The sequence below is a fragment of the Enterobacter sp. CPE_E890 genome (genome assembly GCF_046521475.1).
In the GTDB taxonomy this organism is placed as follows: domain Bacteria; phylum Pseudomonadota; class Gammaproteobacteria; order Enterobacterales; family Enterobacteriaceae; genus Enterobacter; species Enterobacter adelaidei.
This window is the reverse complement of the sequence record NZ_JBKFZW010000001.1, coordinates 578,978-603,059: the sequence shown is the minus strand read 5'-3', so window position 1 is coordinate 603,059 and position 24,082 is coordinate 578,978. Positions and strand designations below refer to the sequence as shown.

Sequence of the window (24,082 nt, the reverse complement as noted above, 5' to 3'; positions counted from 1 at the left end):
TGAGGCTGTTTGAGGACAGTCTGGCACGGCTTCTCCGTTGCGATAATCCACGCTATGCTGCAAGGGTTGTTTCGATTTTCAGGATAATCTATGCATCGTTCAGGTCTGACAGAGCTGGAAGTGGTAATGGCCGTCGTGCGGCGCGGTAGCTTTCGCGGCGCGGCGCAGGAGCTGGGGATGTCCGCCACGGCGGTGAGCAATGCCATCGCCGGGCTGGAGAGTCGCCTTGATATCCGCCTTTTTAACCGCACCACCCGCAGCGTAGCGCTCACCGACGCCGGAAAGCGCTACGCGGCACGTATTGGCCCAGCCCTGCAGGAGATCCGTCTCGCCAGCGAGGAGATCCACAGCGATACCGGGGAACCCGCCGGAACGCTGCGCCTGAACGTGCCAAACAATATCGGCACGCTATTCCTGGATCAGTTGCTGATCGACTTTATGATCCGCTACCCGAAAATGCGCGTGGAAACAGTAAGCGAAGCAAAGATGATCGACATCGTTGCTGAAGGCTATGACGCGGGGATCCGCCTTGAAGAGTCCGTGCCTCAGGACATGATCGCCGTGCCGCTGACCGGAGAGATCCGCCAGCTTGTCACCGCTACGCCGGGCTATTTCGCCCAGCACGGCATACCCGAGACGCCGGACGATCTGCTGCAACACCAGGGGATCGGTATGCGTATGGCCCACGGCGGGATCTACCGTTGGGAGCTGGCGCGTCGGGGGGAAACGTACGCGCTTGCCGTGCCACCGCGCTTTGCGACCTCCGACCTTTTTGCTTCGATTCGCGCCGTGAAAGCGGGATTAGGCGTGGGATTTTTGCCGGAACTGTATATTCGGGAAGAGCTTGAGAGTGGAGAACTGGTGAGCGTCCTGAACGACTGGGCGCAGCCGTTTGCCGGGCTGCGCCTGTATTACCCCGGCCACCGCCACGTCCCGCCAGGACTACGGGCGCTGGTGGCGATGATCCGCGAGCGCGGGATTATTCCAGGTTAGCCTTATTCAGCCCGTAGGCCGCGTCCAGCGAGCCGGGTGCCATGCGGGACGTGATCCCCAGGCGGTTCCAGGCGTTGATGGCCACGATGGCAAAGTTCAGCTCTGAAATCTCGACGTCCGAGAAGTGCTCCGCCACGCTGCGGTAGAGCGCATCGCTAACGCCATGCACGCCAATCTGGGTCAGCGCTTCGGTGAAGGCCAGCGCGGCTTTTTCGCGAGCGCTGAACAGCGGGGACTCGCGCCACGCCGCCAGATGATACAGGCGCAGCTCGCGCTCGCCGGCAATTTTGGCCTCTTTCGAGTGCATATCCAGGCAGAAGGTACAGCCGTTCAGCTGCGACACGCGAATGTCGATCAAGTGTTTCAGCGCCGGGTCGATGGAGGTTTTCGCCACCTCCATACTCAGGGCAGACAGCGCGTTGGCGAGGGCGGGGGTGGCTTTATGGTGGTTAACGCGAGTGCTCATTGTCTTTCCTCTTTTTTGTGCGGCATATGTCATGCGATGAGGCAAATCTACGCCGTTCATGACATAGTAAAAAGATACAAAAACCATGAAATGAGGTAGGACATGAAGCCGGGCTATCACGAGATCTATACCCGCTATCGCGACAACATCACGCGCGGCGTGCTGAAGCCCGGCGACAAAGTGCCTGCTATACGGGTCCTGGCCGAAGAGCTGAAAGTGGCGCGCAAAACCGTCGAAACGGCCTATGCCATCCTGACGGGCGAAGGGTATCTGGTGAGCCAGGGCGCACGCGGCACGCGGGTCAACCCGGATTTACTGTTACCGGATAAAAATGCCCCTGCGGAACAGCCCACCGGCACGCTTCCGGCATCGCTTATCAGCCAACGCGAACGGGCCGGTTTTCTGCGACCCGGCATCCCCGCGCTCGACAGCTTCCCGTATAAAAAATGGCTGCTGCTGGCAGGCCAGGCAACGCGCGCCATGCGCCAGGAGGAGATGCTCAACCCGCCCGTTCCGGGCTGGTATCCGCTGCGCCAGGCCATCGCCAGCTACCTCAACATCTCGCGCGGGCTCTCCTGCAGCGCCGAACAGGTGCTGATCACCAGCGGCTACAGCGGCAGCCTGCGCCTGATCCTCGACACCCTCGCCAGCCGCAGCGATAAGGTGGTGTTTGAAGATCCGGGCTACTTTATGGGCCAGCAGTTACTCAAGCGGATCGTTCCGCGCCTGCACACGGTGCCGGTCGATCGCTGCGGCCTCGACACAGATTATCTACTTCGTCACCATCGCGATGCGCGTTTTGTCATTGTCACCCCGTCGCACCAGAGCCCACTGGCGGTGACGCTCTCCCTGCCGCGTAAACAGCAGCTTCTCGACTGGGCCAGCCAGCACGAAGCGTGGATTATCGAAGACGATTACGACGGGGAGTTTCACTACACCCGTAAGGTGCTGCCTTCGCTAAAAAGCCTCGACCAGCATGACCGGGTGATCTTTATGGGTACCTTCAGTAAAACCATTATGCCGTCACTGCGCATGGGTTACGTGGTGATGCCCGCCAGCACCGTCGGGGCGTTTACCGACTGTGCTGACATCACCACCAGCGGCCAACCGGTGCTGACGCAAAAGATCCTCACCGCGTTTCTCAACGAAGGCCATTTTTTCCGTCACCTGAAAAAGATGCGCGCGCTATACCAGACCCGCCGCGACTGGATGATTGCCGCCCTGCGCGAGGTGTATGGCGATCTGTTTTTCACCGAGCAAAACGATGGCGGGATGCATATCGTGGCCTTTCTGGCGAAAGGCAGTTGCGACAGAGAAATCGCCCGTTGCTGGCAGGAACAGCAGTTGCAGGTGAATGCCCTTTCGGAATGGTATCGCGGGTCGGGTAAACGCTATGGGCTGGTGATGGGGTATAACAACGTGCGGACATATCAGGAGGCGATTGAGCTGCTGGAAAGGCCGAAACGGCAGACGCTTGCGCTGTTGCGCTGAAAATCGCCCGGTGGCGCTACGCTTACCGGGCCTACGGGATCGAGTAGGCCGGGTAAGGCGCAGCCGCCACCCGGCGGCGACGTGGATCACACATCATATCGCGACAACCCAACATCCCTGAGCTGCTCGTCGCTCATCTGACTCAGAATGCGGCGGGTACGGTTGATGCGGTACCAGTTGCGTAGCGTTTTCGCGATCCAGACAAACGCAATAAACGGACGTTTTGAACGATTCTCATAGAATTCCATGATGCTCTCCTCGCTGTGCCAGTGGGGATATCATCAGGGAAAACGGCATGCACAATACAGATTCAAAAACAGCTTTTGTTTAACATACAGATCCGCTAAAACAGTATCTGCATGCCGTTTTTTGCGGCAATCTGTACTGGTTTTACAATCTGTATGGTGAAAACAAAGGATACAGCATGACGCGCTACCAACATCTTGCCAACCTTCTGGCAGAACGCATTGAACAAGGGCTGTATCGCAGCGGAGAACGTTTACCGTCGGTACGTGCGCTGAGCCAGGAGCACGGCGTGAGTATCAGCACCATACAGCAGGCGTATCAGATCCTCGAAAATCTCCAGCTGATCACCCCCCAGCCGCGTTCCGGCTATTTTGTCTCACAACGTAAAGCCCAGCCCCCCGTTCCCGCCATGACGCGACCGGTGCAGCGGCCCGTGGACGTGACACAATGGGATGAGGTGATGATGCTGCTTGATGCCCGCGCCGACAAAGAGATGATCTCCTTCGGTGGCGGTTCGCCGGATATTAACCAGCCGAGCCTGAAGCCTCTGTGGCGCGAGATGAGCCGTATTGCGCAGCATAACCCGAGCGAGATGCTGAGCTATGACGTGCTTGACGGCCGTCTTGAGCTGCGCGAGCAGATCGCCCGCCTGATGCTGGATGGCGGCTCGACCGTAGCGGCGAATGAGATTGTGATCACCAACGGCTGCCACGGCGCGCTGTCGATTGCCCTGCTCTCGGTCTGCAAGCCGGGTGATATCGTGGCGGTCGAGTCGCCGTCGTTTCACGGCACCATGCAGATGCTGCGCGGCTTTGATATCAAGGCGATTGAAATTCCCACCGATCCTGAAACCGGGATCAGCATTGAGGCGTTAGAACTGGCGCTGGAACAGTGGCCGATTAAAGCGGTGATCCTGGTGCCAAACTGCAATAACCCGCTGGGATTCATCATGCCGGAAGCGCGTAAAAAGCAGGTGCTGGCTCTGGCCCAGCGGCACGACATCGTGATCGTGGAAGATGATATCTACGGCGAGCTGGCGGCGGAGTACCCGCGCCCGCGCACCATTCATTCGATGGATATTGATGGTCGCGTGATCCTCTGTAGCTCATTTACCAAAACCGTTGCGCCAGGTCTGCGCGTCGGCTGGATTGTCCCGGGACGCTATTATGACCGGGTGATGCACATGAAATACGCCGCAGGTGGCTTTAACGTGCCCGGCACCCAGATGGCGGTGGCGGCGTTTATTCGCGACGGCCATTATCATCGCCACGTGCGCCGTATGCGTCAGATTTATCAGCAGAATATGGAAACCTACACCTGCTGGGTACGGCAGTATTTTCCGGCAGGGATTTGCGTGACGCGACCGCAGGGAAGTTTCCTGCTGTGGGTTGAGCTACCAGAGAAAGTGGATATGGTGTGCGTCAGCAAACAACTGTGTCGGCTGAAGATCCAGGCGGCGGCCGGGTCGCTGTTTTCCGCCTCCGGGAAGTATCGCAACTGCCTGCGGATCAACGTGGCGCTGCCCCCGACGGAAAAAAATCGTGATGCACTGAAGAAGATGGGTGAGGCGATTGTGATTGCGATGGAGGAGGGCTAGTGCGGCCTGATGCCCTCACCCCGGCCCTTATGTATTGATCTTCTCTGCTCCGGCGGAGAAGATCCCCGATTGATCATCGGGAGGTTACCGGTGAGCATCACCCGGCCCTGGCGCCCCTGAGCCCGCGGGAGAGATTATGCCCCGGTAACCCGTTTCCCTGTCGCCTCAAGACCGAACGGTATCCTGTGCCCTGAGCACCCACATATAAGGATGGTCCGGCGATATTATTCATAAGGTTACGGAGTGCCATGATGAATCTTGTCCCTGTCGGCGTTGATATTGCCAAACTCAAATTTGATGTTGCTGTCCTGCTGCCAAATCAGAAGTACAAAACCAAAAAATTCTCTAATACGTCTGCCGGATGCCGTGAATTCCTGAACTGGCTGGCACGTTTTGGCGACTGCCACGTCTGCATGGAAGCAACAGGTTGCTACAGCACTGAACTGGCCACCCTGCTGGCCGATAATGGCTGCTGCGTCAGCCTTGAAAACCCGGCACGTATCCATGCGTTCGCAAGCACTGAACTGACCCGCAATAAAACGGACAAAAGCGACGCGGCGCTGATAGCACGCTACTGCGCCCTGCATCAGCCCGCCCCCTGGCATCCTGCTCCGCTGAGCGAACGGCAACTGACAGCTCTGGTGCGCCACCTGCGTAACCTGGAAGAGATGCGTCAGATGGAGATAAATCGTCTTGAAGCAGCGGATGAAGTCATTGTTCCTTCCCTGAATGAACACGTTGCGATGCTGGAGGAACTGATTGAAGAAACGCACAAGAAAATCAACCGGCACATCGATGACAACCCGGATCTGAAGCGGGACCGGGAGCTACTGAAGAGTATCCCCGGAATAGGAGACATGCTGAGTGTGAGCCTGCTGGCGTTCGCAGGTAACCTGCGACGGTTCAGCGACAGCAAAGCTCTGGTGGCATACGCCGGTCTGAATCCGCGTCGTTGTGAGTCAGGGATGTGGAAAGGAAAAAGCAGGCTGTCGAAAGTGGGCCATGCAGAGCTACGCAGCGCACTGTATATGCCAGCGATTGTGGCAGGAAGATGCAATGAGGTGGTGAAAAACCTGATGGACAGGCTTGCAGCCCGGGGAAAGACAGGAAAAGAACGAGTATGTGCCGGAATGAGGAAATTACTGCAACTGGCTTATGGTGTGGTGAAATCCGGGCATGAATTTAATGCTGAAATACCGCTTGCCGGATAACCGGCAAGACGGTATCTCTCCCGTCGGGAGAGGGAGAAAACCGTGCAGCACTACTCGTCGAAGTACCAGTATCCCTGGTTAATCAGCCCGGTGAGCTCGTCGACAAACGCCGGGTTTTTCAGCGCATCACCCAGCTCGGCCTGACCGAGTTCGGTGTAGCGGCACAGCGCATCTGCGGCCTTTGCATCTACCGTTTCCAGCAGTTCACTGTTGATAAAGAAGCTGCCGTTAATGTTCAGCACGCGCAGCCCGCTCAGGCGAGATAACCTTTCGCCGCCCTGCAGCGCATCGAGCACCTCTTCTGTTGAGTACGGCGGTTCCGCAGCAGCAATATCCAGCTCGTGACGCGGCGTAGAAACAAAGCTGCCGAACCACTTCGTGAAATCGTCAGGTTTGCTGATCATGTCGATCATCATCTGGCGAATACGATCGAGTTCATACTGCTCCACGCGGCCGGGGTGTTCGCGGCAGGTCAGATCCGGATCGCTGTAATGCTCTCCCCCCAGATCGTTTTCCAGCGCGTAATCGGCAAAACTGCTGATCAGATCGCGGCCATTTGGCCCACGGAAACCGACCGAGTAGTTCAGCGCGGTTTCATGGGTAAAGCCGTCGTGCGGGAATCCTGGTGGAATGTAGAGGATATCGCCCGGAGCCAGATCTTCGTCGATGATCGGCTCAAATGGATCAACGTGCAGCAGCGCCGGATGCGGGCAGAACTGACGCATTGGCAGCTTGTCCCCCACGCGCCAGCGGCGGTTGCCCATCCCCTGAATGATAAACACATCGTACTGATCGATATGCGGGCCTACACCACCACCCGGAACAGAGAAGGAGATCATCAGGTCGTCCAGACGCCAGTCGGGCAATACGCGGAACGGACGCACCAGCTCCGCCGCAGGCATATGCCAGTGGTTCACCGCCTGTGCCAGCAGCGACCAGCCGGTTTCCCCCAGACCGTCAAAGTGCTCGAACGGACCATTGCTGGCCTGCCATTTACCGTTGAAATGGCTCACCAGACGGCTATCGACTTCCGGCTCCATCGCCAGGCCAGCCAGCTCGTCCGGGGTAATCGGGTCAACAAAATTCGGGAAGGCATTTTTCAGCACAACGGGTTTTTTCTGCCAGTATTTTTCGAGAAATTCCGGCCAGTTCAGGTTCAGTTGATACGCCATGGGTAGCACCAGTGAGAGGGGAAACAGGCGCGATTATAGGGGAGACGGTGGAGGGGGAACTTGTCATGGGTCAAACGAGCTTGCGTAGGTCGGGTAAGGCGAAGCCACTACCCGACACATACACGATATTAGCGCTTAATCGAGCTTCAACTCGTCATAATGGGTAATCAGTTTACCCACGATACCGTAATCCAGCGCTTCAGCCGGAGACATCCAGAAGTTACGGTCGGTGTCTTTTTTCACTTTTTCCAGCGGCTGGCCGGTGGCGTCAGCAATCAGCTTGTTCACGCGATCCAGCATACGGATGATCTCACGCGCTTCGATTTCGATGTCCGTCGCCTGACCACGTACGCCGCCCAGCGGCTGGTGGATCATGAAACGGGTATTTGGCAGCGAGTAGCGGTGTTCTTTTTTCGCCGCCAGGAAGATGGTGATCCCAGCGCTCGCGACCCAGCCGGTGCCAATGACGTGCACGTCCGGACGGATGAATTTAATGAAGTCGTGGATGGTATCACCCGCTTCCACGTGGCCGCCCTGGCTGTTGATGTACAGTTTGATCGGATCGTTACTTACGCTTTGCAGCAGGATCATCTGGGTGATAACTTTCTGCGCCAGTTCCTGGTTGATCTCACCAGAGATGACAATCGAACGGGATTCCAGCAGTTTTTGCTGCAGCGCGCCTGCGCCGTTTGCCCCTTCGGCCTTATCCTTGTCACTTTCTTTCAGTGTGTAGTGCATTGTTATTTCCTCAGCTTATCGCGCTCAAAACCAGAGTGTAGCCTGTTTTACCGGTCAAAGTCCTCTGAGACAGACAGCGAGGGAGTTTATAAGATTGCAGCTGCCGCACCGGGTTCCGAACGGCAACACAGATTGAGCTTGTCGGTACAAACGATTAAAAGCGAAGCCTTTTGGGCTTCGCTTATCTGACCTACAAGGGTTGGTTTTGTAGTCCGGGTAAGGCACAGCCGCCATCCGGCGCTTTCACAGACGCGTTGCGCTCTGCCAGCAGCCGACAAATCTCCGCGTGCTTCTCCTCGGTAAAGGTAAAGCGCGACATAAAGCCCATTCGGATCAGCGACCCTATCGCCGGCAGCAGGCAAATCCCGAAGAACAGCCCAGACAGCACGCTCTCGCTCTGGATTTGCGCCTGCGGCACGTAGCCAATCATCGTCAGGAACACGCCGATTAACCCGCCGCCCACCGCCACCGACATCTTGCCGGTAAAGGTCTGCCCGGAGAAGGTGATCGCCGCACAGCGCTTGTTAGTGTGGTACTCCGCGTACTCGATGGTGTCGGCAATCATCGACGAGGTGAGGATGTTGGTCATCATCACGAACAGGGTACTCAGGCCGAGCAGAATGAACAGCATCGTCACCTGCTGATAGCCGACAAACCACATCACCACGCGCACCGCCACGTCCAGCCCGCAGAGGATCATAAACAGCTTCCGCTTCTGCATCCGGCGCGTCAGCATCGGGGCGACCAGGCACAGCACCGCCGCCACTATCCCCATCACGCCAATCGCCATTTGCAGGCTACCGTCGCCCAGGTTGTTGATAAAGAAGTAGATATACAGACCGCCCGCCACGTTATGAAACACGCAGAAGAAGAACGACAGCAGGACGATAAACAGCGGTTTGTTCTGGCGCAGGTTGTGGAAGGTATCGCGCATCGTCACCTTTTCCGGGCTTGGCGGCACGCGCTCTTTGATCTGCATAAAGCCGTTGAGCATCAGCGGCAGGCCCACCAGCATCATCACCAGCGCCGCCATAAAGTAGCCTTTATCGTTGCTGTGCTGGGCAAAAAACGCCGCCAGTTTCGGGAAGAAAATATTGGCGCAGGCAATCCCGGCGTTTACCCCAAGCATCGCCGCCGTCACCGCGCGGGTGCGCTGGGCGGAGTCGTTGGTCATCACCGACGACATCGACCAGAACGGGATATCGGAGATAGCGTACAGCGTCCCCCACAGGATGTAGGTCACCCCGGCGTAGAGGATTTTGGTGGTCATGTCCGCTTCGATTTTATAGAACGACAGCAGCGTGACGCCGGTGATCAGCAACGGAGCAATCAGTAAAAAGTGGCGAAACTTGCCGAACCGGCTGTTAATGGTGTCCATAATGCTGGCAAACAGCGGATCGTGAACCGCGTCCCACGCACGGGCAATCAGGAAGATGGTACTCGCCGCCAGCGCCGAGATCCCCAGCACGTCGGTGTAAAAATAGTTAATAAACGAACCCACTAAACCAAAGCTAAAACACTGACCTAAACCATAACCAAAATAAGACCACAACTCGCGAGACGGTATTTTCATTATCGTTGCCATAGTGCGTACCTGATTACCCGGCGACAGGCGCCGGGGCAATATGATTAGCCCTGCGCTTTCGGGGCGATCTGACGAAACTTCTGCATCAGCGCGATTTCACGGCGCGAGAACGGAATACCGTTTTCCTCGAACACGTCGTGGAACCAGAGGCGACAGTAGTCCGTGGACTCCTTCATCACCACCGGCCACGGCAGCCACGTCTGGGTTTTACCGCGCACCAGCCCCCACTGATACGGTGCGACTTTCGCCATGTACATCAGCGGAAGTTGCTCTTCGATGGTGCTGCCCACGTGGCGCGCCAGCCATTCAGTGCAGAACAGCGGGCGCCCGAGCGCCTCCAACTGCTGGATAATCGCCGTCATACGCCCGGTGTTGGTGTAGGCGTGGAAGCTCACCACGTCCGAGAGCGCCAGCGCGGTCTGGTCCAGCGGATGCTGGAAGAATGTCTCGCCCTCCTCTTCCGGCGGGACTCGCCACGCGCAGACCGTGAGCGGCTGGGTTGGGTCTTCTTCACGCACCCACTGGAACGCCAGCTTCATGAGCTCGTGGGCGCAGGTCTCCAGCTTCGCGTCGTACTGCACCTCCTGTGTACCCGTCGCAAAAATGCCACGGTTGCCCGGCTCGTTATAGAGATCCCACAGCAGCACGCGCCCGTCTTCACGAAACTGGCGAACAACGTCGCGGATATAGCGCTCAATCTGCGGCCAGCAGTCGGGATCGCACACTTTGTCTCGCCCCGGACTCGCCGCTGCCTGGCTGTTGTGCTTGCCCGGCACCGGTGGCTTTTGCGGGCCGAGATACGGCTCGTCGCCGGAGAAGCCGCAGTCGTCCATCAGGGTCAGCATGGTTCTGAACCCGTGACCGTCGGCAATCGTCAAAAAGCGGTCGATGCGCGCCATCAGCCCGTCGCGATCGTGCTCCCAGACGATAAACGGCAGGTTGATGCGCAGGGTGTTGTAACCCGCGTCTGCCGCCCAACCCAGCTCGCGGTCGATGGTTTCGGCATCGAAAGTCTCTTCCTGCCAGATATCGGTCCAGTTCACCGCCGTTGACGGCAGATAGTTAAACCCGCACAGCCAGCCTTTTTGTTCATACCACGCCTGTGCCTGCTCCCTGCTCCACTGCTCTTTCATTACGCGTCCTCTTACTGATAATATTTAGCTAATAAATATTAGCCGCGGGATAAATGCGCAATTTCTCGCACGAAGAAAAGCGATGCCCCTCACAAAGTTCGCGCTTCGATGAATGAGAAACGTGATCGACGGCGCTAAAGCGTGCGGTTAGGGTATGATGCGAAGTCGCGAAAGGGAGAGGACGGATGAAGCGAAAAACGAAAGTGACGATGAACGATATTGCGCGGGCGGCAGGGGTGTCGCAGGCGACGGTATCGCTGGTGCTTAACCAGTCCCGCAACATCAAGCTTAGCGACGACACACGCCAGCGGGTCATTAATGTGGCCACCGAGCTCGGCTACGACCGCCTCCCCGCCGTACACGCCCCGCGCAACCAGGAAGAGATCGCCCTGCTGGTCAGCTCCATGCAGAGCTTCGACCCGTTTATTGACGCCATCAGCCAGGCGCGGGAAGCGGCGTGGCGCAACGAGACCCTGCTCACCGTCTACGACTACGGCGACGACATCGAGCTGGCGCTGAACATCATTCGCCAGCTGGAGAAGCGCAACTGCATCGGGATTATTCTTGCTTCCCCGGTCACCACGCTGGTGGACATGACGGCGTTCCAGGACTGCACCCGCATCCCGCTGGTGCTGCTCAACCAGCGCGACCCCGGCTCGCCGCTGCTGCCGTCGTTTATCCCGGACGACTACGCCAACGCTTTCCAGGTGACGAAACACCTCATCGCCTGCGGAGCCACGCGCATCGCCCACATCACCGGGGAGAGCTGGATGGAAGCCTCCCGCCAGCGTCTGGCGGGGTACCAGGCGGCACTACAGCAGGCCGGACTCGCGTGTGATGACAACCTGGTGCGCCAGACCAACTGGCAGTTCAGCGAGTCCTTTACCGCGACAGCGTCCCTACTGGAACTGGCCGAGCGCCCGGACGCCATCTTCTGCGCCAGCGACTGGCTGGCGATTGGCTGCTATCAGGCGCTGGCGGTGAACGGCGTGGGCATCCCGCAGGACATGCTGCTGGCGGGCTACGACGACCAGAAGATCTCCGAGCAGCTCACCCCACCGCTGACCAGTATCCAGCTGCCCTACAGCGAGCTGGGACGGCTGGCGGTGGAGTACCTGTGCAATCAGGAAGATGCCGCCACGCACGTGACGCTGGCGGGCAGGCTGAAAGTGCGGGCATCAAGCCTCGTCTGAGGTAATGACCATGCCCGCATAGGGCTTCTCGCGACACGCCGCCAGCCGCGCGGCGAGGCTGCCCACGTGCAGCTCCAGCTTGTGCCCGTCCGGGTCGAGAAAATAGAACGACGCCCCCTCGCTTTTGTTCTGCTTCCAGACGGTGACGCCCGCCTGCTCAAGGCTTTGCGAGAGCGGTTCAAAATCCTCTTCCGACACGGTAAACGCGTAGTGGGTATAGTCGCTCTCCTGCGGCGGCACGTACTGGCGCGCCTCGTCGTACGACAGGCAGACCCACAGATCGCCGCAGGTGAGATAGGCCCCGGTATTCCAGCGGGCGTGCAGCGCAAGCCCCAGCAGCTCGTGCCAGAAGCTGACGCTTTTTTGCAGGTCGCTGACCGAGAGGGTCAGGTGGTTGAGTGATTGCAGCATGACGTGCCCTTTTGTTTTTCGCGCCGGACGTGGTACGGTAAAGAGATGAACATAAACCACGCCGTGCTCACCGTAAACCGCTGGTGGCTGCCTTCTTAAAGGCGGCACGGAGTTGTTTTCCCCATTTTCAGATAGCCGCCGAAAGGCGGCTTTCACATTTCTAAGACCCCTTTCGGCAATTGCACATTAAGGAGTCTTTATGAACACGCCAACCATCCTCACCGGCGACCGCCCAACCGGCCCGCTGCACCTCGGACACTTCGTCGGATCGCTGCGCCAGCGCGTGGCGCTTCAGCAGACGCACAACCAGTTTGTGCTGATTGCCGACCTGCAGGGGCTGACCGACAACGGTAGCAACCCGCAAAAGATCCGCGACAACATCCCCGAAGTGCTGGCCGACTACCTCGCCGCCGGCATCGACCCGAACCTGACCACGATCTGCCTGCAGTCCGCCCTGCCCGCCCTCGCCGAGCTGACGATGCTGTATATGAACATCGTCACCGTCGCCCGCGTGGAGCGTAACCCGACAGTGAAAAACGAGATTGCGCAGAAGGGCTTTGCCCGCTCGCTGCCGGTCGGGTTTATGGCCTACCCCATCAGCCAGGCGGCGGACATCACCGCGTTCAAGGCCGAGTGCGTGCCCGTCGGCGACGACCAGCTGCCGATGATTGAGCAGACCAACGAGATTGTGCACAAGATGAACAGCCTGCTGCCCGCCCCGGTGCTGCGCCACTGCAAGGCGATGCTGAGCGACACCAGCCGCCTGCCCGGCATCGACGGCAGCGCCAAGATGTCGAAATCGCTGGGCAACACGCTGCACCTTTCGGCCAGCGAAGAGACGATTCACCGTGCGGTCAGCGCCATGTACACCGACCCGAACCACCTGAAGATGAGCGACCCGGGGCAAATTGAGGGGAACGTGGTGTTTACGTACCTCGACGCGTTTCATCCGGACAAGGAGAAAGTGGCGGCGATGAAGGCGCACTATCAGGCGGGCGGGCTGGGCGACCGGGCGTGCAAGAACGAGCTGGAGGCGTGTTTGCAGGAGCTAATTGCGCCGATGCGGGAGCGGAGGGCGATGTACATGCAGGATAAGGGCGAGCTGATGGCGATGCTGAAGCGCGGGACCGAACGGGCGCAGGGGGTGACGCAGGAGACGTTGAGGGAGGTGAAGGTTGGGTTGGGGGTGCCGGTGTTTTGAAAAAACGTCATGCAGCGTATGTATTCAAATATTACATGCGCTGCATAATATTATTTATCGGCAATTCAACGAATATTACATTTATAATTAACAGGAACCATTACTATCCCTTCTTTAAAAGATAACCAATATCAATCTGGATATTTATTTCGGATTTTAGCCCGACTTATTAACCACTTTATGTATATTCGCCTTACAGGCTAAAACCTAGCATTGCTGCATTTACTCTTCTGCCCCTACAAGGAATTGTCATGCAGCTTTATACCAATGATTTTACCGCTGAGTTGAAAGCGGAAATAGATCGTTCGCCTTTTTCCGATGAACAACTGGCCGCCATGCCTGAGGACGCGCGCGCCATTATTGCTGAACAGGAAGCCTTTCATCGACAACATCCCGTCACCGCCATCTGGCGGATTGCCACTGCTGGCAGCCAGACCCGAATGGGCGGCATGGTACTTCCCGTCGATCGTGAAGCCACAATGCTCATGGACGATGGGAGTTACACCAGCCCGATTGTCGAAGGAGACTGTGTGGCCTATCCGGATGGAACGCTCGCCACGATTATGACCTCATCAGGAACCGCGTTTACGTGGAAAGGACACGGCGTTGCCCTGGTAGGTAGCCTGCTTGATAACGATGACGAGATTATCAGCACACCGCTCGGCAGTACTTATCTGGTCACCCGCGAAGGGATTCCACCTCAAGAGGATTTCTTAACCTGGCCCGGAGAATAGGCCATGGGCTACCGTTCAACGAACTACGGCCGCGGTCAGGCGCTGCATGGCGACAGAACGACCACCGGCGCAATATGTTGTAGCACCCTGCCCAACTGCACCGAGCACGGTCGCGGCGTTATCCGCGTTGGCGATAAAACTACGGCATGCCCTAAATGCGGCAAACAGGGCGTTGTTGCAGACGGCGAACCTCGCGTTAACTGGATGGGACAAACCTCAGCCGTCGATGGTTCTGTCGTCATTTGTGGCTGCCCGCACGGAACCAACCGCGTGATCGCCCCATCGGGAGAGTGGCTCGGCTCTGGTCCCTCTCCTGAACAGATCGCACAAGAAAAGCATCAGGCCATGCTCGCAGCACGCCGAAAAGAGCAAGAGGCCGAAGCGCAGCGACAAGCAGAAGAACGCGATCGCAACCGGGTCTTTGCGAAATCCTGCCTGCGCGGTGAAGGCTGTAACGATGCAGGCACCGGAAGTGAGCCGCACACCAACTTCGCCGAGATGGCGCTTTACCAGGCCATACCCAACAATGCCCCACAACACGCCCAGGCGGCAAAGCGTAAGGCGCTCCCAAAACCCAAGCAACGCAGCGCGCTTTATCTCTGGTGGAATGGGCATCACGAGGAGATGGACTATCAGGCTGCCGTTGCAGCCGAAGAAAGGGCCTGGACAGCGCGGAACGCGATAGCCGATGCCAGCGAACTCGTACTGGTTGGCGGACGTACTGTCATTTCCGGCACATGGGCCGTGCGCGGCGCTGCACTTGGCGAGATAGCCACGGGAGGCCTTGGTGCACCTGTCGCAGGGCTGCTGATAGGGATGTATCCCGGCAAGCTGAACGACGGAGAGCAGGATTTTATCGACAGGATGCGCGCCGAACAGATGCGGGAAGCCCCTACCCGCGTTCGCTTCACCTGGGAGAACGACGCCAGCGGTAACCCGACACCGCGCGGCTGGCATACGCCGCCCGGCAAAGACAGCGTGCGCGTTCGCAGGATGGAGTGGGATAGCCAACGCAAGGCATATACCTTTACTACCGAAGAAGCCCCCGGTATCACCCTCATCTGGACACCGAACCGCACCGGAGAGAATAAGCCGTGGGATACGGGCAATCATAACCCGGTACGGATACCGAACCCGGTTGTGGTTGATCCGCTGCCGGAGGATACGGGGATTGGTGCGACGACCAGCCCGACACCGGAAGAGAAGACGTTTGCGGATTATATTCTGATTCTGCCGGTGGGCGGGGTGCCGCCGATTTATGTTTATATCCGCCACAATCCCGGACAGGTCACAGGCAAGGGGCAGAAAATTAGCGGCATTTGGTTATCTGATGCGAATGTGGGTAATGGGTCTCCCATTCCGAGCCAGATAGCGGATCGGTTACGTGGGCAGACATTTACGGACTTTGACCAGTTTCGTAAGGCGTTTTGGCTGGAGGTGTCGAGGGAGCCAGTACTGCTGGAGCAATTTATCATTAACAATCAATCAAATATTCAGAGCGGAGCTTCTCCTTTTACCCCCGCAATAGATAAAGTCGGTAAAAGAAATCGGTATGAGATACATCACATTAATCCTATAAGTCAGGGCGGTGCTGTATATGATCTAGATAATATGAGCATAACAACACCTAAACATCATATTGATATACATCGAGGAAATTAGGATGAAAACCATCAGCGATTATACTGAAAAAGAATTTTTAGACTTGGTAAGAAAAATTTGTACTGCCGAAAGTGATACAGAAGAAGAAGGAAGTTTATTGGTTTTAGAGTTTGAACGTCTTTCTGAACATCCTAATGGATCTGATGTTATTTTTTATCCAGAGAAAGGTAAAGATTACAGTCCAGAAGGTATTGTTAGAGAAGTGAAGGAATGGCGCAGAGAAAATGGAAAATCCGGATTTAAGGAATAACAACCAATAACAATGCCGCGCTTTCGGGCGCGGATTGTATGCAAAAAATTTAATTAGATAAAAGTATGAAAAAATTAAGTAATTACACTGAAAGTGAATTTCTATCTTTAGTACAAAAAATATGCTCTGCCGATTGTGAAACAGAGGAAGATGGTAATTTTCAGGTTAGAGAGTTCGAATGGCTTGCAGAGCATACCTCTGGTGCAGATCTTATTTTTTATCCCGAAGATGGAAAAGTTGATAGCCCAGAAGGCGTTGTCCAGGAAGTAAAAGAGTGGCGTCAGCCTCATGGTAAACCTTGCTTCAAGTCTGAGTGATTTTTTAGGATTAAAACAATGATCGTTTACTCTATAGATGTATACAGTAAAACAGATGAACTTTTACTTTATGAAATCATAATCTCTCAGCGAAATGTAGCTGCGCTGTATGACATTATGGGCATTTCAGATGAAGATGAAGCCGACTTCTCGCATGGCATCGGTGTTTATAATATAAACGAAAAACAGGCACATCTTTTAGAAAAACTCATAGATAAAATATTCTACTCGGAAGATTTAAGGAAGGTGCGAATAAGCAGGTCATTTCTTCCCAAGCTGACTCGCTGATTAAAATTTCGCGGATCTGGGCCGATTTTTTTCCCGCAAACACATCGAATCAGCCTATTTAGGCTATTTTTTCCACCATTTCTGGCGTTATTTCCGGTTTTTACTGAGATCTCTCCCACTGACGTATCATTTGGTCCACCCGAAACAGGTTGGCCAGGGTGAATAACATCGCCAGTTGGTTATCGTTTTTCAGCAGCCCCTTGTATCTGGCTTTCACGAAGCCGAACTGCCGCTTGATGATGCGAAACGGGTGCTCCACCCTGGCACGGATGCTGGCTTTCATGTATTCGATGTTGATGGCCGTTTTGTTCTTGCGCGGATGCTGCTTCAAGGTTTTTACCTTGCCGGGACGCTCGGCGATCAGCCAGTCCACATCCACCTCGGCCAGCTCCTCGCGCTGTGGCGCTCCCTGGTAGCCGGCATCGGCTGAGACAAATTGCTCCTCTCCATGAAGCAGATTACCCAGCTGATTGAGGTCATGCTCGTTGGCCGCGGTGGTGACCAGGCTGTGGGTCAGGCCACTCTTGGCATCGACACCAATGTGGGCCTTCATGCCAAAGTGCCACTGATTGCCTTTCTTGGTCTGATGCATCTCCGGATCGCGTTGCTGCTCTTTGTTCTTGGTAGAGTTGGGTGCCTCAATGATGGTGGCATCCACCAAAGTGCCTTGGGTCATCATGACGCCTGCTTCGGCCAGCCAGCGATTGATGGTCTTGAACAATTGACGGGCCAGTTGATGCTGCTCGAGCAGGTGGCGGAAATTCATGATGGTGGTGCGATCCGGCAGGGCGCTATCCAGGGATAATCGGGCAAACAGGCGCATGGAGGCGATTTCGTACAGGGCATCTTCCATGGCACCGTCGCTCAGGTTGTACCAATGCTGCATGCAGTGAATACGCAGCATGGTCTCCAGCGGATAGGGCCGTCGGCCATTGCCCGCCTTGGGATAAAACGGCTCGATGACAGCGGTCATATTCTGCCATGGCAGAATCTGCTCCATGCGGGAGAGGAAAATCTCTTTTCGGGTCTGACGGCGCTTAGTGCTGAATTCACTATCGGCGAAGGTGAGTTGATGGCTCATGATGTCCCTCTGGGATGCGCTCCGGATGAATATGATGATCTCATATCAGGAACTTGTTCGCACCTTCCTTAATTTTTCAGCTTTCAGGAGGCGAGCTTTAAATGAAGATTAAATATCTAATGCCCCATTTCTCATTTCGAAAACCTAAGAACTTACATCTGGAAGGTACTTTATAGCTCAAAACCCTGAAACGAGAAAAAAGCTTACGTTTAAACTATAGGGCGGACTTATACAGATGATTACAAACATGAGGCAATGATTGTTTATCCAGGGAAAAGTCATAACGAATTGGTAGATGCAGGATTTATTTCATGGAAAACATATCCAAAGGGACATTCAGGCTCTATGAACCAACACCTGGAAATGGCAAAAGAAGGCATCAATTTAAGTTTTTTGAGAGAAGCTCAAGCCCTTGGTGTGATAAACCTTAAATTAAGGCCGATTTGCATATTTGCGGTATGGACGGCGAAGACCTACTGGAAGACTGCGAAGAAGCGTTTGGCGTTCAGCTTGCCACGGAAGAAGATGGCTATATGAAAACGTTCTCTCTCGCAGAGAATGAGTATCTGTTTACGGGTGAAGGTAGAGACTTTTTTGGCATCTGTCGGTTTATCCGCTGGGTACGTGGCATACCCGAACCTGTTATACGCGATTTAACCGTCGGCGAACTTCATGCTGTGCTGGTTAAAGCTGTGAAAGAGCAGGTAAAGCACGAGTGACTGTTCCTTAACACGGGCATGGGATGACATGCCCGTTTTATTACTTAAGGGTTACATTAGATGGGAAGCACGGTTACTCCGACATCGCCTTCCCTGTTCCACGCTTAACAGCCGGTATATCACCGGTATCATTCAGCGCCCCTGGAAAGGTCTTCAGCCACTGTGCGACTTTCTGTTTATTTATATTCACCACGCTCATACCTTCCAGGCATCCCCATAATTCTCTTGTATGCTGCGGCGTAATCACAATGCAGTCTTTCATGGCGCGGATTTTCACGGGCATGCCGTTGATAAAGCCTGCACGGGTTAACCAGTCGCCGCCCAGAAGAAGGTATTTCATGTCTATGCGCGCATACAGTTCGCAGCAGGCAGCACTGTCCTGCGGCGTTTCCGCGCGCGGGTGGACGGGCGCCGCGTTAGGCGGGTTGCCGTGAAGACGGCGGGCGCTGTTTTTGCGTACCAGCTCGCGGTTTTCAATCATGCCGGTGAAAGTGTCTGATTCTGTTTTGCAAACGGTAAACTCTGGCTTAAAATTCGTCGCAGCCATTTTCAACTCCTCTATAGTTGTTTGTGGTTAGCGGTATGGGGGTGTTGCAGCACCTTCATATCGCGAATTCCTAATTAAATATTCTTCGATACTTCCTTTCGCCGTTCGGCGTAATTTCTTGTGCTCATTATACAGGGCTGAATATAAATACAGCGGTTTGGTGTGGGGTAAATTTGGATTTTGCGAGGGGGATTCAGGAAATAGTGTTGTGTGCGGTAAGGTCATGTTTTTGTTAGTTGCGGGTTGATTGGTCTGAGTTTTGCGAGCATCATCGTAATTATTTACCTTCTTCCGTAACGCGATGGCTTCCAGCAAAACTCTCGAACAGGCAATTGCCGACATCACCATCTGGCGCAAAGGCGAACAGCGCGCGCCGCATAAGCCTTTATTGCTTCTGTACGTGCTGGCGAAGTATCAGCAGGGGCATGCGAGACTGTTTGATTACGGTACGGAAGTACGCGATCAGCTGCACAGCCTGTTGGAACGTTTTGGACCACAGCGTGCACAGTACCGTCCTGATATGCCGTTCTGGCGTTTACAAGGTGATGGCTTTTGGGAACTACAAAATGCGGAGCGCTGTTCCACATCAGGTACCAGCAAACAACCTCCTGCGGGAGAGCTGGTTGAAAATCATGTTGCAGGCGGTTTTGACGAGCAGCATTACTCTCGTTTGATAAACAGTAAGAACCTCATTAACTCTATAGCTCAGCAAATCCTCGAAGCACACTTTACCGAAAGCATTCAGGAAGAACTTGCCGACGAGTTGGGATTCAACCTCCTGCAAATTCGCAAACAGCGCGATCCTTTATTTCGACAGCAGGTATTGCGAGCCTATAACTATCAGTGCGCCGTTTGCGGTTTCAATATGCGACATGATAATACCTCTGTCGCACTCGAAGCCGCTCATATCAAATGGAAGCAATTTGGAGGGCCATGTGAGATCGCGAATGGCTTAGCTCTCTGTGCAATCCATCATAAAGCCTTTGATAAAGGCTCTCTTGGAGTGGATGAAAACATGCGCGTTCAAATATCTTCCGCTGTAAATGGTAATAGCGTTGTATCCAGATTCTTTTGGGACTTCGCAGGAGCTCAAATTCACCTCCCACTACAAAAAGAAAATTATCCGCAGGATAGTTATATAGAGTGGCATATACGCGAAATTTTCAGAAAGTAACTTATTCATTTTGATGGTGATAAACATGGCATTCCCGAGTTATAAAGAGATTGAGATTCCCTTACTTTTAAATATTTATAACCGAGGGGGAGAAGTTAGTTCTTCCTCATGTTATGTGCCGTTGGGGAGGGCGTTCGGCCTTACCGATGAAGAAATGAGCATCTTACTTCCTGATGATAGCAACCGTCCCCAATGGAACAATATGGTCCAATGGGCGCGTAAAAAGCTTGTTGATTACAAGTATCTTCATAATGCCAAAGAATCAGGCCTCGGCATCTGGAAACTCACTCATGAGGGCATCAAAAAAGCAGAATCGCTTTCTACCAAGTTAGATATCGATTATCCAGATGATGTCCCGGAAACCTTTTATGAAGGGGCCGTAAAACAGATCAAAGTTAACAAGTACGAACGGAGCAAAACAGCAAGAGACAAATGTATAGACCACTACGGCTGCCATTGCACCGTGTGCAATATGGACTTTGAGAAAACATATGGTGAAACCGGCAAGGACTATATCCACGTCCACCATATCACCCCTCTCTCTGAAATGGGAGAGCGCTACAAACTCGATCCTGTAAATGATCTTCGCCCTGTCTGTCCCAATTGCCATGCAATGATCCACAGGCAAAAACCTTCACTTACTATTGAGGAATTGAAGGTCTTGATGACCAAAGCACAAAAAGAAAATGAATCGGCACAGAGCAAGTTAACTCAGTAATTCATCACTTTGGTCAGCTCAACTTCACCCGTAGCGGCGTTAAAGTACAGATAGAAAATGTCCCCGGTTACCTGATCGGGTTTTGACCAGATTTCCTTTTCGCCGAGGCGACGCTTTTCCTTCGTGTATCCCAGCGTTTCGAGATACGTACGCAATGGTGCAGTACCGGTATCTCCTTGCTATTTGACGGGGCATAACCATCACCGGGATTCGCCTCGAAATAGTAATCGTTCGTTACACGCGGGGCGTTTTCAATATCCTTGCCAGTCAGCGTGTGGTAATGCAAAAAGTCATTTTCAGTGTAATTTGTCGTTTCATCCAAACCGATGCCACGAGCCAGACAAACAGCCATCCGAGGATAAAGACTGTGGCGACCGAGAGTGCACACCACTTCAGGACTTTTGAAAGTATTTTCATAGCTTAGCCCCAATGAATGAGAACGATGCTCCATCGTTTGTAATAGATAATTTTCAAGGGAAGGGTTGTTGAGTAAACTCGGAGAAAAGTGTTTAAGGAAACAAAACAAACACAGGATCCTTGTACAAGTGTTCTGCCACTCTGAAGTAATTAACTATATAATTCATTAGGATTATTAGTTTACAGAAAAAATTGCAATCAATATAAACTCAAATAGCTGAGCACTTTCACTTCATAAATCGCAAAAAATATATTGATATAGCATTAGGTTAAATATTATACTTTTAGCCACATTAATGTTATATAAACCAATGAGGTTCTTATGGAAAGAGATCTTACAATAATCTTAGCTGAGCGAGATGCTATTAAACATAAGATGGAGCTTGAAAAGCTTCGTGATGAAAATTTAAATCTAATGCAACAAATAAGAGATAAGATAGAAAATGCGAAAGTAGAAATAACAGAAAGCGCAATAGATAAGACGATGTCAATCCTAGAAAAGACACGACTCTGGTTAATCTATGGCTCTAGTTTTTTTGCTATATTCATAGGCATTGCAGGGTTTATAGGTTATAAGAGCGTTAACAAGGAAATTACAGATTATTATATAAACACTGTGCATCATTGGTTACGCTTCGATAGCTCAGAAAGTGGGGGAAGCCGAGTTCTCAATGATTTGCGAACTGAGGCCTTGCTCGATTCCTTAACATTGAAATATGAAAGAGAAAAAGTCAACTCAGGTCCGATGAATAATATTAATTTGAATACAGAGGAAAGACTGCGTCTGATGTCATTAATTTTAAACCCCGAAACGGATGAACAAAATTATAGGGATGCCTTACGCTTAATAACTATAAGCAGAGGACTCTATGGTAGATATTACGAAGATGACATCGGAAAAAAAATTGCAAGTATATTGGATAACAAAGAATTTGGTGATGCTGCCAACTTACTGATTTAGTGTATGATGGTGTTTTTGAGGTGCTCCAGTGGCTTCTGTTTCTATCAGCTGTCCCTCCTGTTCAGCTACTGACGGGGTGTTGCGTAACGGCAAAAGCACTGCCGGACATCAGCGCTATCTCTGCTCTCACTGCCGTAAAACATGGCAACTGCAGTTCACTTACACCGCTTCTCAACCCGGTACGCACCAGAAAATCATTGATATGGCCATGAATGGCGTTGGATGCCGGGCAACCGCCCGCATTATGGGCGTTGGCCTCAACACGATTTTACGTCACTTAAAAACTCAGGCCGCAGTCGGTAACCTCGCGCATACAGCCGGGCAGTGACGTCATCGTCTGCGCGGAAATGGACGAACAGTGGGGCTATGTCGGGGCTAAATCGCGCCAGCGCTGGCTGTTTTACGCGTATGACAGGCTCCGGAAGACGGTTGTTGCGCACGTATTCGGTGAACGCACTATGGCGACGCTGGGGCGTCTTATGAGCCTGCTGTCACCCTTTGACGTGGTGATATGGATGACGGATGGCTGGCCGCTGTATGAATCCCGCCTGAAGGGAAAGCTGCACGTAATCAGCAAGCGATATACGCAGCGAATTGAGCGGCATAACCTGAATCTGAGGCAGCACCTGGCACGGCTGGGACGGAAGTCGCTGTCGTTCTCAAAATCGGTGGAGCTGCATGACAAAGTCATCGGGCATTATCTGAACATAAAACACTATCAATAAGTTGGAGTCATTACCAAGAATTTAGTGATAGTAAAAAAATAGATGTAATAAATTACCTAAGTAAAGATCGCGCATTGTTCCCTTGGGCATTAGCAGTAATTAATGATAATAGTCCTCAAATGCATGAGGATTTTCAAATGAAAGCATTTGAAAATGTCAAAAACTTTAATAAAGAGTTAGCCATAAAATTTGCCGAAAGAAATATAACTGAATTTAAAGATATTAGCAATAGAATTCAATTAGGTGTTTTTTTAATTGAAAATGGCATGGATAATAAATCAATCAACAATTTAATCTCGGAATTAAAAATAACAAAAAAAGAAACATTCGCAAGTGACTATAGAGAATTGATTCTAGCCAGAATAAAGAAAGGGTTGGATGATAATGATAAAGAGTTCTTATCAAATTACATATCAGAGCAAATGAAGGATAATTTAAGGATCGAATTATCTTCTTTCCTTGATAAAAAGCCTGTATTATCCTTTTCCTTCGGTGATATAACATTTCCTTTCAGAGAGCCCGATAAATTATTTGAAAATAATGCACTTATAGATTCCATTGCAAAAGCAGAATCTTTAACACTTGATCGCCTTTTAAAATTAACGCGATTTTTTCAACTACAAGACCGAGGTTACTGGATAACAACATTTATGTTCAAACCAGCAGAAAATACAGAAATTATTTTCGACGGTAATGAAAGAATTAAAGGGAATGAAGTGCTTCAAAACGTCTGGCTTCGAGCTCAAAAAAAAGCAGGAGCAATGACACTAACTGCCACTATGAGAAAAAAAGACGGCGAAATATTTGAGTCGCCTGTATTAAGCATTCGCAATTGTGACCAATGTCATTTTTTCGTTGACTATGACAAAGATCAACTAAGAAATTACACTTGGGTTCCTGACTATGATTACTTTAATTACTGAGAACGCAAGGTATAGCATGTAAAAAATCATCAAAATGCAAGTTTTTTATAACAATAAATGGCCTGTAAAAAAGGCCATTTATAGAAAATCAGTCATATGAATTAAATTAATAATAAAGTAATAATTGAT

Annotated in this window: 29 protein-coding genes; 18 read left to right on the top strand and 11 right to left on the bottom strand. The window is 52.8% G+C overall.

Going from position 1 to position 24,082, the window contains the following annotated elements; all coding sequences use genetic code 11:
- The first annotated feature begins 90 nt into the window (after positions 1-90).
- Positions 91-993, top strand: a complete 903-nt coding sequence (locus ACLHV9_RS02925) for a LysR family transcriptional regulator (protein ID WP_108089503.1) — start codon at positions 91-93, stop codon at positions 991-993.
- Here the strand turns inward: ACLHV9_RS02925 and ACLHV9_RS02920 are convergent.
- Positions 980-1,459 carry a carboxymuconolactone decarboxylase family protein gene (locus ACLHV9_RS02920; RefSeq protein ID WP_008501331.1) on the bottom strand — a complete coding sequence of 160 codons (480 nt, stop codon included), beginning with the start codon at positions 1,457-1,459 and terminating at the stop codon, positions 980-982. The genes ACLHV9_RS02925 and ACLHV9_RS02920 overlap by 14 nt on opposite strands.
- Before the next feature lie 102 nt (positions 1,460-1,561).
- On the opposite strand from ACLHV9_RS02920, the gene ACLHV9_RS02915 reads away from it, so the two are divergent.
- Complete coding sequence (locus tag ACLHV9_RS02915) at positions 1,562-2,950, top strand: PLP-dependent aminotransferase family protein (RefSeq protein ID WP_108089502.1); 1,389 nt, start codon at positions 1,562-1,564, stop codon at positions 2,948-2,950.
- A gap of 86 nt (positions 2,951-3,036) precedes the next feature.
- Here ACLHV9_RS02915 and ACLHV9_RS02910 read toward each other — a convergent pair whose 3' ends face one another.
- Positions 3,037-3,198, bottom strand: a complete 162-nt coding sequence (locus tag ACLHV9_RS02910; RefSeq protein WP_032666760.1) for a DUF1127 domain-containing protein — start codon at positions 3,196-3,198, stop codon at positions 3,037-3,039.
- A gap of 176 nt (positions 3,199-3,374) precedes the next feature.
- Between ACLHV9_RS02910 and ACLHV9_RS02905 the strand changes: the two genes are divergently transcribed.
- On the top strand, positions 3,375-4,793 hold the full coding sequence (locus ACLHV9_RS02905; protein ID WP_108089501.1) for a PLP-dependent aminotransferase family protein: 1,419 nt from the start codon (positions 3,375-3,377) through the stop codon (positions 4,791-4,793).
- Between the two features lie 248 nt (positions 4,794-5,041).
- Positions 5,042-6,004, top strand: coding sequence for an IS110 family transposase (locus ACLHV9_RS02900; protein ID WP_407220067.1), 963 nt, complete (start codon positions 5,042-5,044; stop codon positions 6,002-6,004).
- A 50-nt stretch (positions 6,005-6,054) separates the two neighbouring features.
- Here ACLHV9_RS02900 and ACLHV9_RS02895 read toward each other — a convergent pair whose 3' ends face one another.
- The 4 genes from ACLHV9_RS02895 to ACLHV9_RS02880 all read right to left on the bottom strand — a co-directional run bounded on the left by ACLHV9_RS02895 (position 6,055) and on the right by ACLHV9_RS02880 (position 10,632).
- On the bottom strand, positions 6,055-7,176 hold the full coding sequence (locus ACLHV9_RS02895; RefSeq protein ID WP_108089500.1) for a cupin domain-containing protein: 1,122 nt from the start codon (positions 7,174-7,176) through the stop codon (positions 6,055-6,057).
- Between the two features lie 135 nt (positions 7,177-7,311).
- On the bottom strand, positions 7,312-7,914 hold the full coding sequence (locus ACLHV9_RS02890) for an ATP-dependent Clp protease proteolytic subunit (RefSeq protein ID WP_028016528.1): 603 nt from the start codon (positions 7,912-7,914) through the stop codon (positions 7,312-7,314).
- A 190-nt stretch (positions 7,915-8,104) separates the two neighbouring features.
- Positions 8,105-9,499 carry an MFS transporter gene (locus ACLHV9_RS02885; protein WP_108089499.1) on the bottom strand — a complete coding sequence of 465 codons (1,395 nt, stop codon included), beginning with the start codon at positions 9,497-9,499 and terminating at the stop codon, positions 8,105-8,107.
- Between the two features lie 44 nt (positions 9,500-9,543).
- Entirely contained in the window at positions 9,544-10,632 is a 1,089-nt protein-coding gene (locus tag ACLHV9_RS02880; RefSeq protein WP_407220161.1) for a cellulase family glycosylhydrolase, read from the bottom strand.
- 185 nt (positions 10,633-10,817) lie between these two features.
- Here ACLHV9_RS02880 and ACLHV9_RS02875 point away from each other — a divergent pair, with 185 nt between their 5' ends.
- A complete protein-coding gene (locus ACLHV9_RS02875) occupies positions 10,818-11,825 on the top strand; it encodes a LacI family DNA-binding transcriptional regulator (RefSeq protein ID WP_134708226.1) in 1,008 nt (335 codons plus the stop codon).
- Here the strand turns inward: ACLHV9_RS02875 and fosA are convergent.
- The gene (fosA, locus tag ACLHV9_RS02870) at positions 11,811-12,236 is read right to left on the bottom strand and encodes a FosA/FosA2 family fosfomycin resistance glutathione transferase (protein ID WP_134708330.1); all 426 of its coding nucleotides are present in this window, start codon (positions 12,234-12,236) and stop codon (positions 11,811-11,813) included. The genes ACLHV9_RS02875 and fosA overlap by 15 nt on opposite strands.
- Positions 12,237-12,435: 199 nt before the next feature.
- Here fosA and trpS point away from each other — a divergent pair, with 199 nt between their 5' ends.
- The 6 genes from trpS to ACLHV9_RS02840 all read left to right on the top strand — a co-directional run bounded on the left by trpS (position 12,436) and on the right by ACLHV9_RS02840 (position 16,688).
- A complete protein-coding gene (gene trpS / locus ACLHV9_RS02865; RefSeq protein WP_407220160.1) occupies positions 12,436-13,437 on the top strand; it encodes a tryptophan--tRNA ligase in 1,002 nt (333 codons plus the stop codon).
- Positions 13,438-13,688: 251 nt separating this feature from the next.
- Positions 13,689-14,171, top strand: coding sequence for a hypothetical protein (locus tag ACLHV9_RS02860; RefSeq protein ID WP_407220159.1), 483 nt, complete (start codon positions 13,689-13,691; stop codon positions 14,169-14,171).
- A 3-nt stretch (positions 14,172-14,174) separates the two neighbouring features.
- Complete coding sequence (locus ACLHV9_RS02855) at positions 14,175-15,833, top strand: S-type pyocin domain-containing protein (RefSeq protein ID WP_407220158.1); 1,659 nt, start codon at positions 14,175-14,177, stop codon at positions 15,831-15,833.
- 1 nt (position 15,834) lies between these two features.
- Entirely contained in the window at positions 15,835-16,083 is a 249-nt protein-coding gene (locus ACLHV9_RS02850; protein WP_108089492.1) for a bacteriocin immunity protein, read from the top strand.
- A 65-nt stretch (positions 16,084-16,148) separates the two neighbouring features.
- Positions 16,149-16,400, top strand: coding sequence for a bacteriocin immunity protein (locus ACLHV9_RS02845; protein ID WP_407220157.1), 252 nt, complete (start codon positions 16,149-16,151; stop codon positions 16,398-16,400).
- 18 nt (positions 16,401-16,418) lie between these two features.
- Positions 16,419-16,688, top strand: coding sequence for a hypothetical protein (locus tag ACLHV9_RS02840; RefSeq protein WP_407221203.1), 270 nt, complete (start codon positions 16,419-16,421; stop codon positions 16,686-16,688).
- On the opposite strand, the gene ACLHV9_RS02835 is transcribed toward ACLHV9_RS02840, so the two are convergent.
- The gene (locus ACLHV9_RS02835) at positions 16,625-16,807 is read right to left on the bottom strand and encodes a hypothetical protein (protein ID WP_407220156.1); all 183 of its coding nucleotides are present in this window, start codon (positions 16,805-16,807) and stop codon (positions 16,625-16,627) included. The genes ACLHV9_RS02840 and ACLHV9_RS02835 overlap by 64 nt on opposite strands.
- Positions 16,789-17,769 (bottom strand): IS5-like element ISKpn26 family transposase, encoded by a 981-nt coding sequence (locus ACLHV9_RS02830; protein WP_407220155.1) that lies wholly within the window; start codon positions 17,767-17,769, stop codon positions 16,789-16,791. Before ACLHV9_RS02830 ends, ACLHV9_RS02835 begins: the two co-directional genes overlap by 19 nt.
- Before the next feature lie 255 nt (positions 17,770-18,024).
- Between ACLHV9_RS02830 and ACLHV9_RS02825 the strand changes: the two genes are divergently transcribed.
- Positions 18,025-18,306, top strand: a complete 282-nt coding sequence (locus ACLHV9_RS02825) for a DUF6392 family protein (RefSeq protein WP_407220154.1) — start codon at positions 18,025-18,027, stop codon at positions 18,304-18,306.
- Entirely contained in the window at positions 18,228-18,488 is a 261-nt protein-coding gene (locus ACLHV9_RS02820; protein WP_407221202.1) for a hypothetical protein, read from the top strand. Before ACLHV9_RS02825 ends, ACLHV9_RS02820 begins: the two co-directional genes overlap by 79 nt.
- 73 nt (positions 18,489-18,561) lie before the next feature.
- Here ACLHV9_RS02820 and ACLHV9_RS02815 read toward each other — a convergent pair whose 3' ends face one another.
- Positions 18,562-19,035: a SymE family type I addiction module toxin gene (locus tag ACLHV9_RS02815; protein ID WP_407220153.1), complete on the bottom strand. Its 474-nt coding sequence runs from the start codon at positions 19,033-19,035 to the stop codon at positions 18,562-18,564.
- A 301-nt stretch (positions 19,036-19,336) separates the two neighbouring features.
- Between ACLHV9_RS02815 and ACLHV9_RS02810 the strand changes: the two genes are divergently transcribed.
- The gene (locus tag ACLHV9_RS02810) at positions 19,337-20,209 is read left to right on the top strand and encodes a phosphorothioated DNA-binding restriction endonuclease (protein ID WP_407220152.1); all 873 of its coding nucleotides are present in this window, start codon (positions 19,337-19,339) and stop codon (positions 20,207-20,209) included.
- A gap of 25 nt (positions 20,210-20,234) precedes the next feature.
- Positions 20,235-20,927, top strand: coding sequence for a winged helix-turn-helix domain-containing protein (locus ACLHV9_RS02805; protein ID WP_407220151.1), 693 nt, complete (start codon positions 20,235-20,237; stop codon positions 20,925-20,927).
- Here ACLHV9_RS02805 and ACLHV9_RS02800 read toward each other — a convergent pair.
- Positions 20,921-21,082: a hypothetical protein gene (locus tag ACLHV9_RS02800; RefSeq protein ID WP_407220150.1), complete on the bottom strand. Its 162-nt coding sequence runs from the start codon at positions 21,080-21,082 to the stop codon at positions 20,921-20,923. The two genes, ACLHV9_RS02805 and ACLHV9_RS02800, sit on opposite strands and share 7 nt — an antisense overlap.
- Positions 21,083-21,666: 584 nt before the next feature.
- Here ACLHV9_RS02800 and ACLHV9_RS02795 point away from each other — a divergent pair.
- The 3 genes from ACLHV9_RS02795 (at position 21,667) to ACLHV9_RS02785 (ending at position 23,953) form a co-directional block, all read left to right on the top strand.
- A complete protein-coding gene (locus tag ACLHV9_RS02795) occupies positions 21,667-22,305 on the top strand; it encodes a hypothetical protein (protein ID WP_410375940.1) in 639 nt (212 codons plus the stop codon).
- 28 nt (positions 22,306-22,333) lie between these two features.
- A protein-coding gene (locus ACLHV9_RS02790) for an IS1-like element IS1A family transposase (protein WP_370610343.1) occupies positions 22,334-23,030 on the top strand; the annotation gives its coding sequence in 2 pieces (ribosomal slippage) (positions 22,334-22,587 and positions 22,586-23,030; 699 coding nt in all).
- A gap of 137 nt (positions 23,031-23,167) precedes the next feature.
- A complete protein-coding gene (locus ACLHV9_RS02785; protein WP_407220148.1) occupies positions 23,168-23,953 on the top strand; it encodes a hypothetical protein in 786 nt (261 codons plus the stop codon).
- Positions 23,954-24,082: the final 129 nt, after the last annotated feature.

Excerpts from the sequence above, each read along its gene's own strand:
- ACLHV9_RS02925 (WP_108089503.1), top strand. The coding sequence starts at position 91 with ATGCATCGTTCAGGTCTGACAGAGCTGGAAGTGGTAATGGCCGTCGTG.
- ACLHV9_RS02920 (WP_008501331.1), bottom strand. The coding sequence starts at position 1,459 with ATGAGCACTCGCGTTAACCACCATAAAGCCACCCCCGCCCTCGCCAAC.
- ACLHV9_RS02915 (WP_108089502.1), top strand. The coding sequence starts at position 1,562 with ATGAAGCCGGGCTATCACGAGATCTATACCCGCTATCGCGACAACATC.
- ACLHV9_RS02910 (WP_032666760.1), bottom strand. The coding sequence starts at position 3,198 with ATGGAATTCTATGAGAATCGTTCAAAACGTCCGTTTATTGCGTTTGTC.
- ACLHV9_RS02905 (WP_108089501.1), top strand. The coding sequence starts at position 3,375 with ATGACGCGCTACCAACATCTTGCCAACCTTCTGGCAGAACGCATTGAA.
- ACLHV9_RS02900 (WP_407220067.1), top strand. The coding sequence starts at position 5,042 with ATGATGAATCTTGTCCCTGTCGGCGTTGATATTGCCAAACTCAAATTT.
- ACLHV9_RS02895 (WP_108089500.1), bottom strand. The coding sequence starts at position 7,176 with ATGGCGTATCAACTGAACCTGAACTGGCCGGAATTTCTCGAAAAATAC.
- ACLHV9_RS02890 (WP_028016528.1), bottom strand. The coding sequence starts at position 7,914 with ATGCACTACACACTGAAAGAAAGTGACAAGGATAAGGCCGAAGGGGCA.
- ACLHV9_RS02885 (WP_108089499.1), bottom strand. The coding sequence starts at position 9,499 with ATGGCAACGATAATGAAAATACCGTCTCGCGAGTTGTGGTCTTATTTT.
- ACLHV9_RS02880 (WP_407220161.1), bottom strand. The coding sequence starts at position 10,632 with ATGAAAGAGCAGTGGAGCAGGGAGCAGGCACAGGCGTGGTATGAACAA.
- ACLHV9_RS02875 (WP_134708226.1), top strand. The coding sequence starts at position 10,818 with ATGAAGCGAAAAACGAAAGTGACGATGAACGATATTGCGCGGGCGGCA.
- fosA (WP_134708330.1), bottom strand. The coding sequence starts at position 12,236 with ATGCTGCAATCACTCAACCACCTGACCCTCTCGGTCAGCGACCTGCAA.
- trpS (WP_407220160.1), top strand. The coding sequence starts at position 12,436 with ATGAACACGCCAACCATCCTCACCGGCGACCGCCCAACCGGCCCGCTG.
- ACLHV9_RS02860 (WP_407220159.1), top strand. The coding sequence starts at position 13,689 with ATGCAGCTTTATACCAATGATTTTACCGCTGAGTTGAAAGCGGAAATA.
- ACLHV9_RS02855 (WP_407220158.1), top strand. The coding sequence starts at position 14,175 with ATGGGCTACCGTTCAACGAACTACGGCCGCGGTCAGGCGCTGCATGGC.
- ACLHV9_RS02850 (WP_108089492.1), top strand. The coding sequence starts at position 15,835 with ATGAAAACCATCAGCGATTATACTGAAAAAGAATTTTTAGACTTGGTA.
- ACLHV9_RS02845 (WP_407220157.1), top strand. The coding sequence starts at position 16,149 with ATGAAAAAATTAAGTAATTACACTGAAAGTGAATTTCTATCTTTAGTA.
- ACLHV9_RS02840 (WP_407221203.1), top strand. The coding sequence starts at position 16,419 with ATGATCGTTTACTCTATAGATGTATACAGTAAAACAGATGAACTTTTA.
- ACLHV9_RS02830 (WP_407220155.1), bottom strand. The coding sequence starts at position 17,769 with ATGAGCCATCAACTCACCTTCGCCGATAGTGAATTCAGCACTAAGCGC.
- ACLHV9_RS02825 (WP_407220154.1), top strand. The coding sequence starts at position 18,025 with ATGATTGTTTATCCAGGGAAAAGTCATAACGAATTGGTAGATGCAGGA.
- ACLHV9_RS02820 (WP_407221202.1), top strand. The coding sequence starts at position 18,228 with ATGGACGGCGAAGACCTACTGGAAGACTGCGAAGAAGCGTTTGGCGTT.
- ACLHV9_RS02815 (WP_407220153.1), bottom strand. The coding sequence starts at position 19,035 with ATGGCTGCGACGAATTTTAAGCCAGAGTTTACCGTTTGCAAAACAGAA.
- ACLHV9_RS02810 (WP_407220152.1), top strand. The coding sequence starts at position 19,337 with ATGGCTTCCAGCAAAACTCTCGAACAGGCAATTGCCGACATCACCATC.
- ACLHV9_RS02805 (WP_407220151.1), top strand. The coding sequence starts at position 20,235 with ATGGCATTCCCGAGTTATAAAGAGATTGAGATTCCCTTACTTTTAAAT.
- ACLHV9_RS02795 (WP_410375940.1), top strand. The coding sequence starts at position 21,667 with ATGGAAAGAGATCTTACAATAATCTTAGCTGAGCGAGATGCTATTAAA.
- ACLHV9_RS02785 (WP_407220148.1), top strand. The coding sequence starts at position 23,168 with ATGAAAGCATTTGAAAATGTCAAAAACTTTAATAAAGAGTTAGCCATA.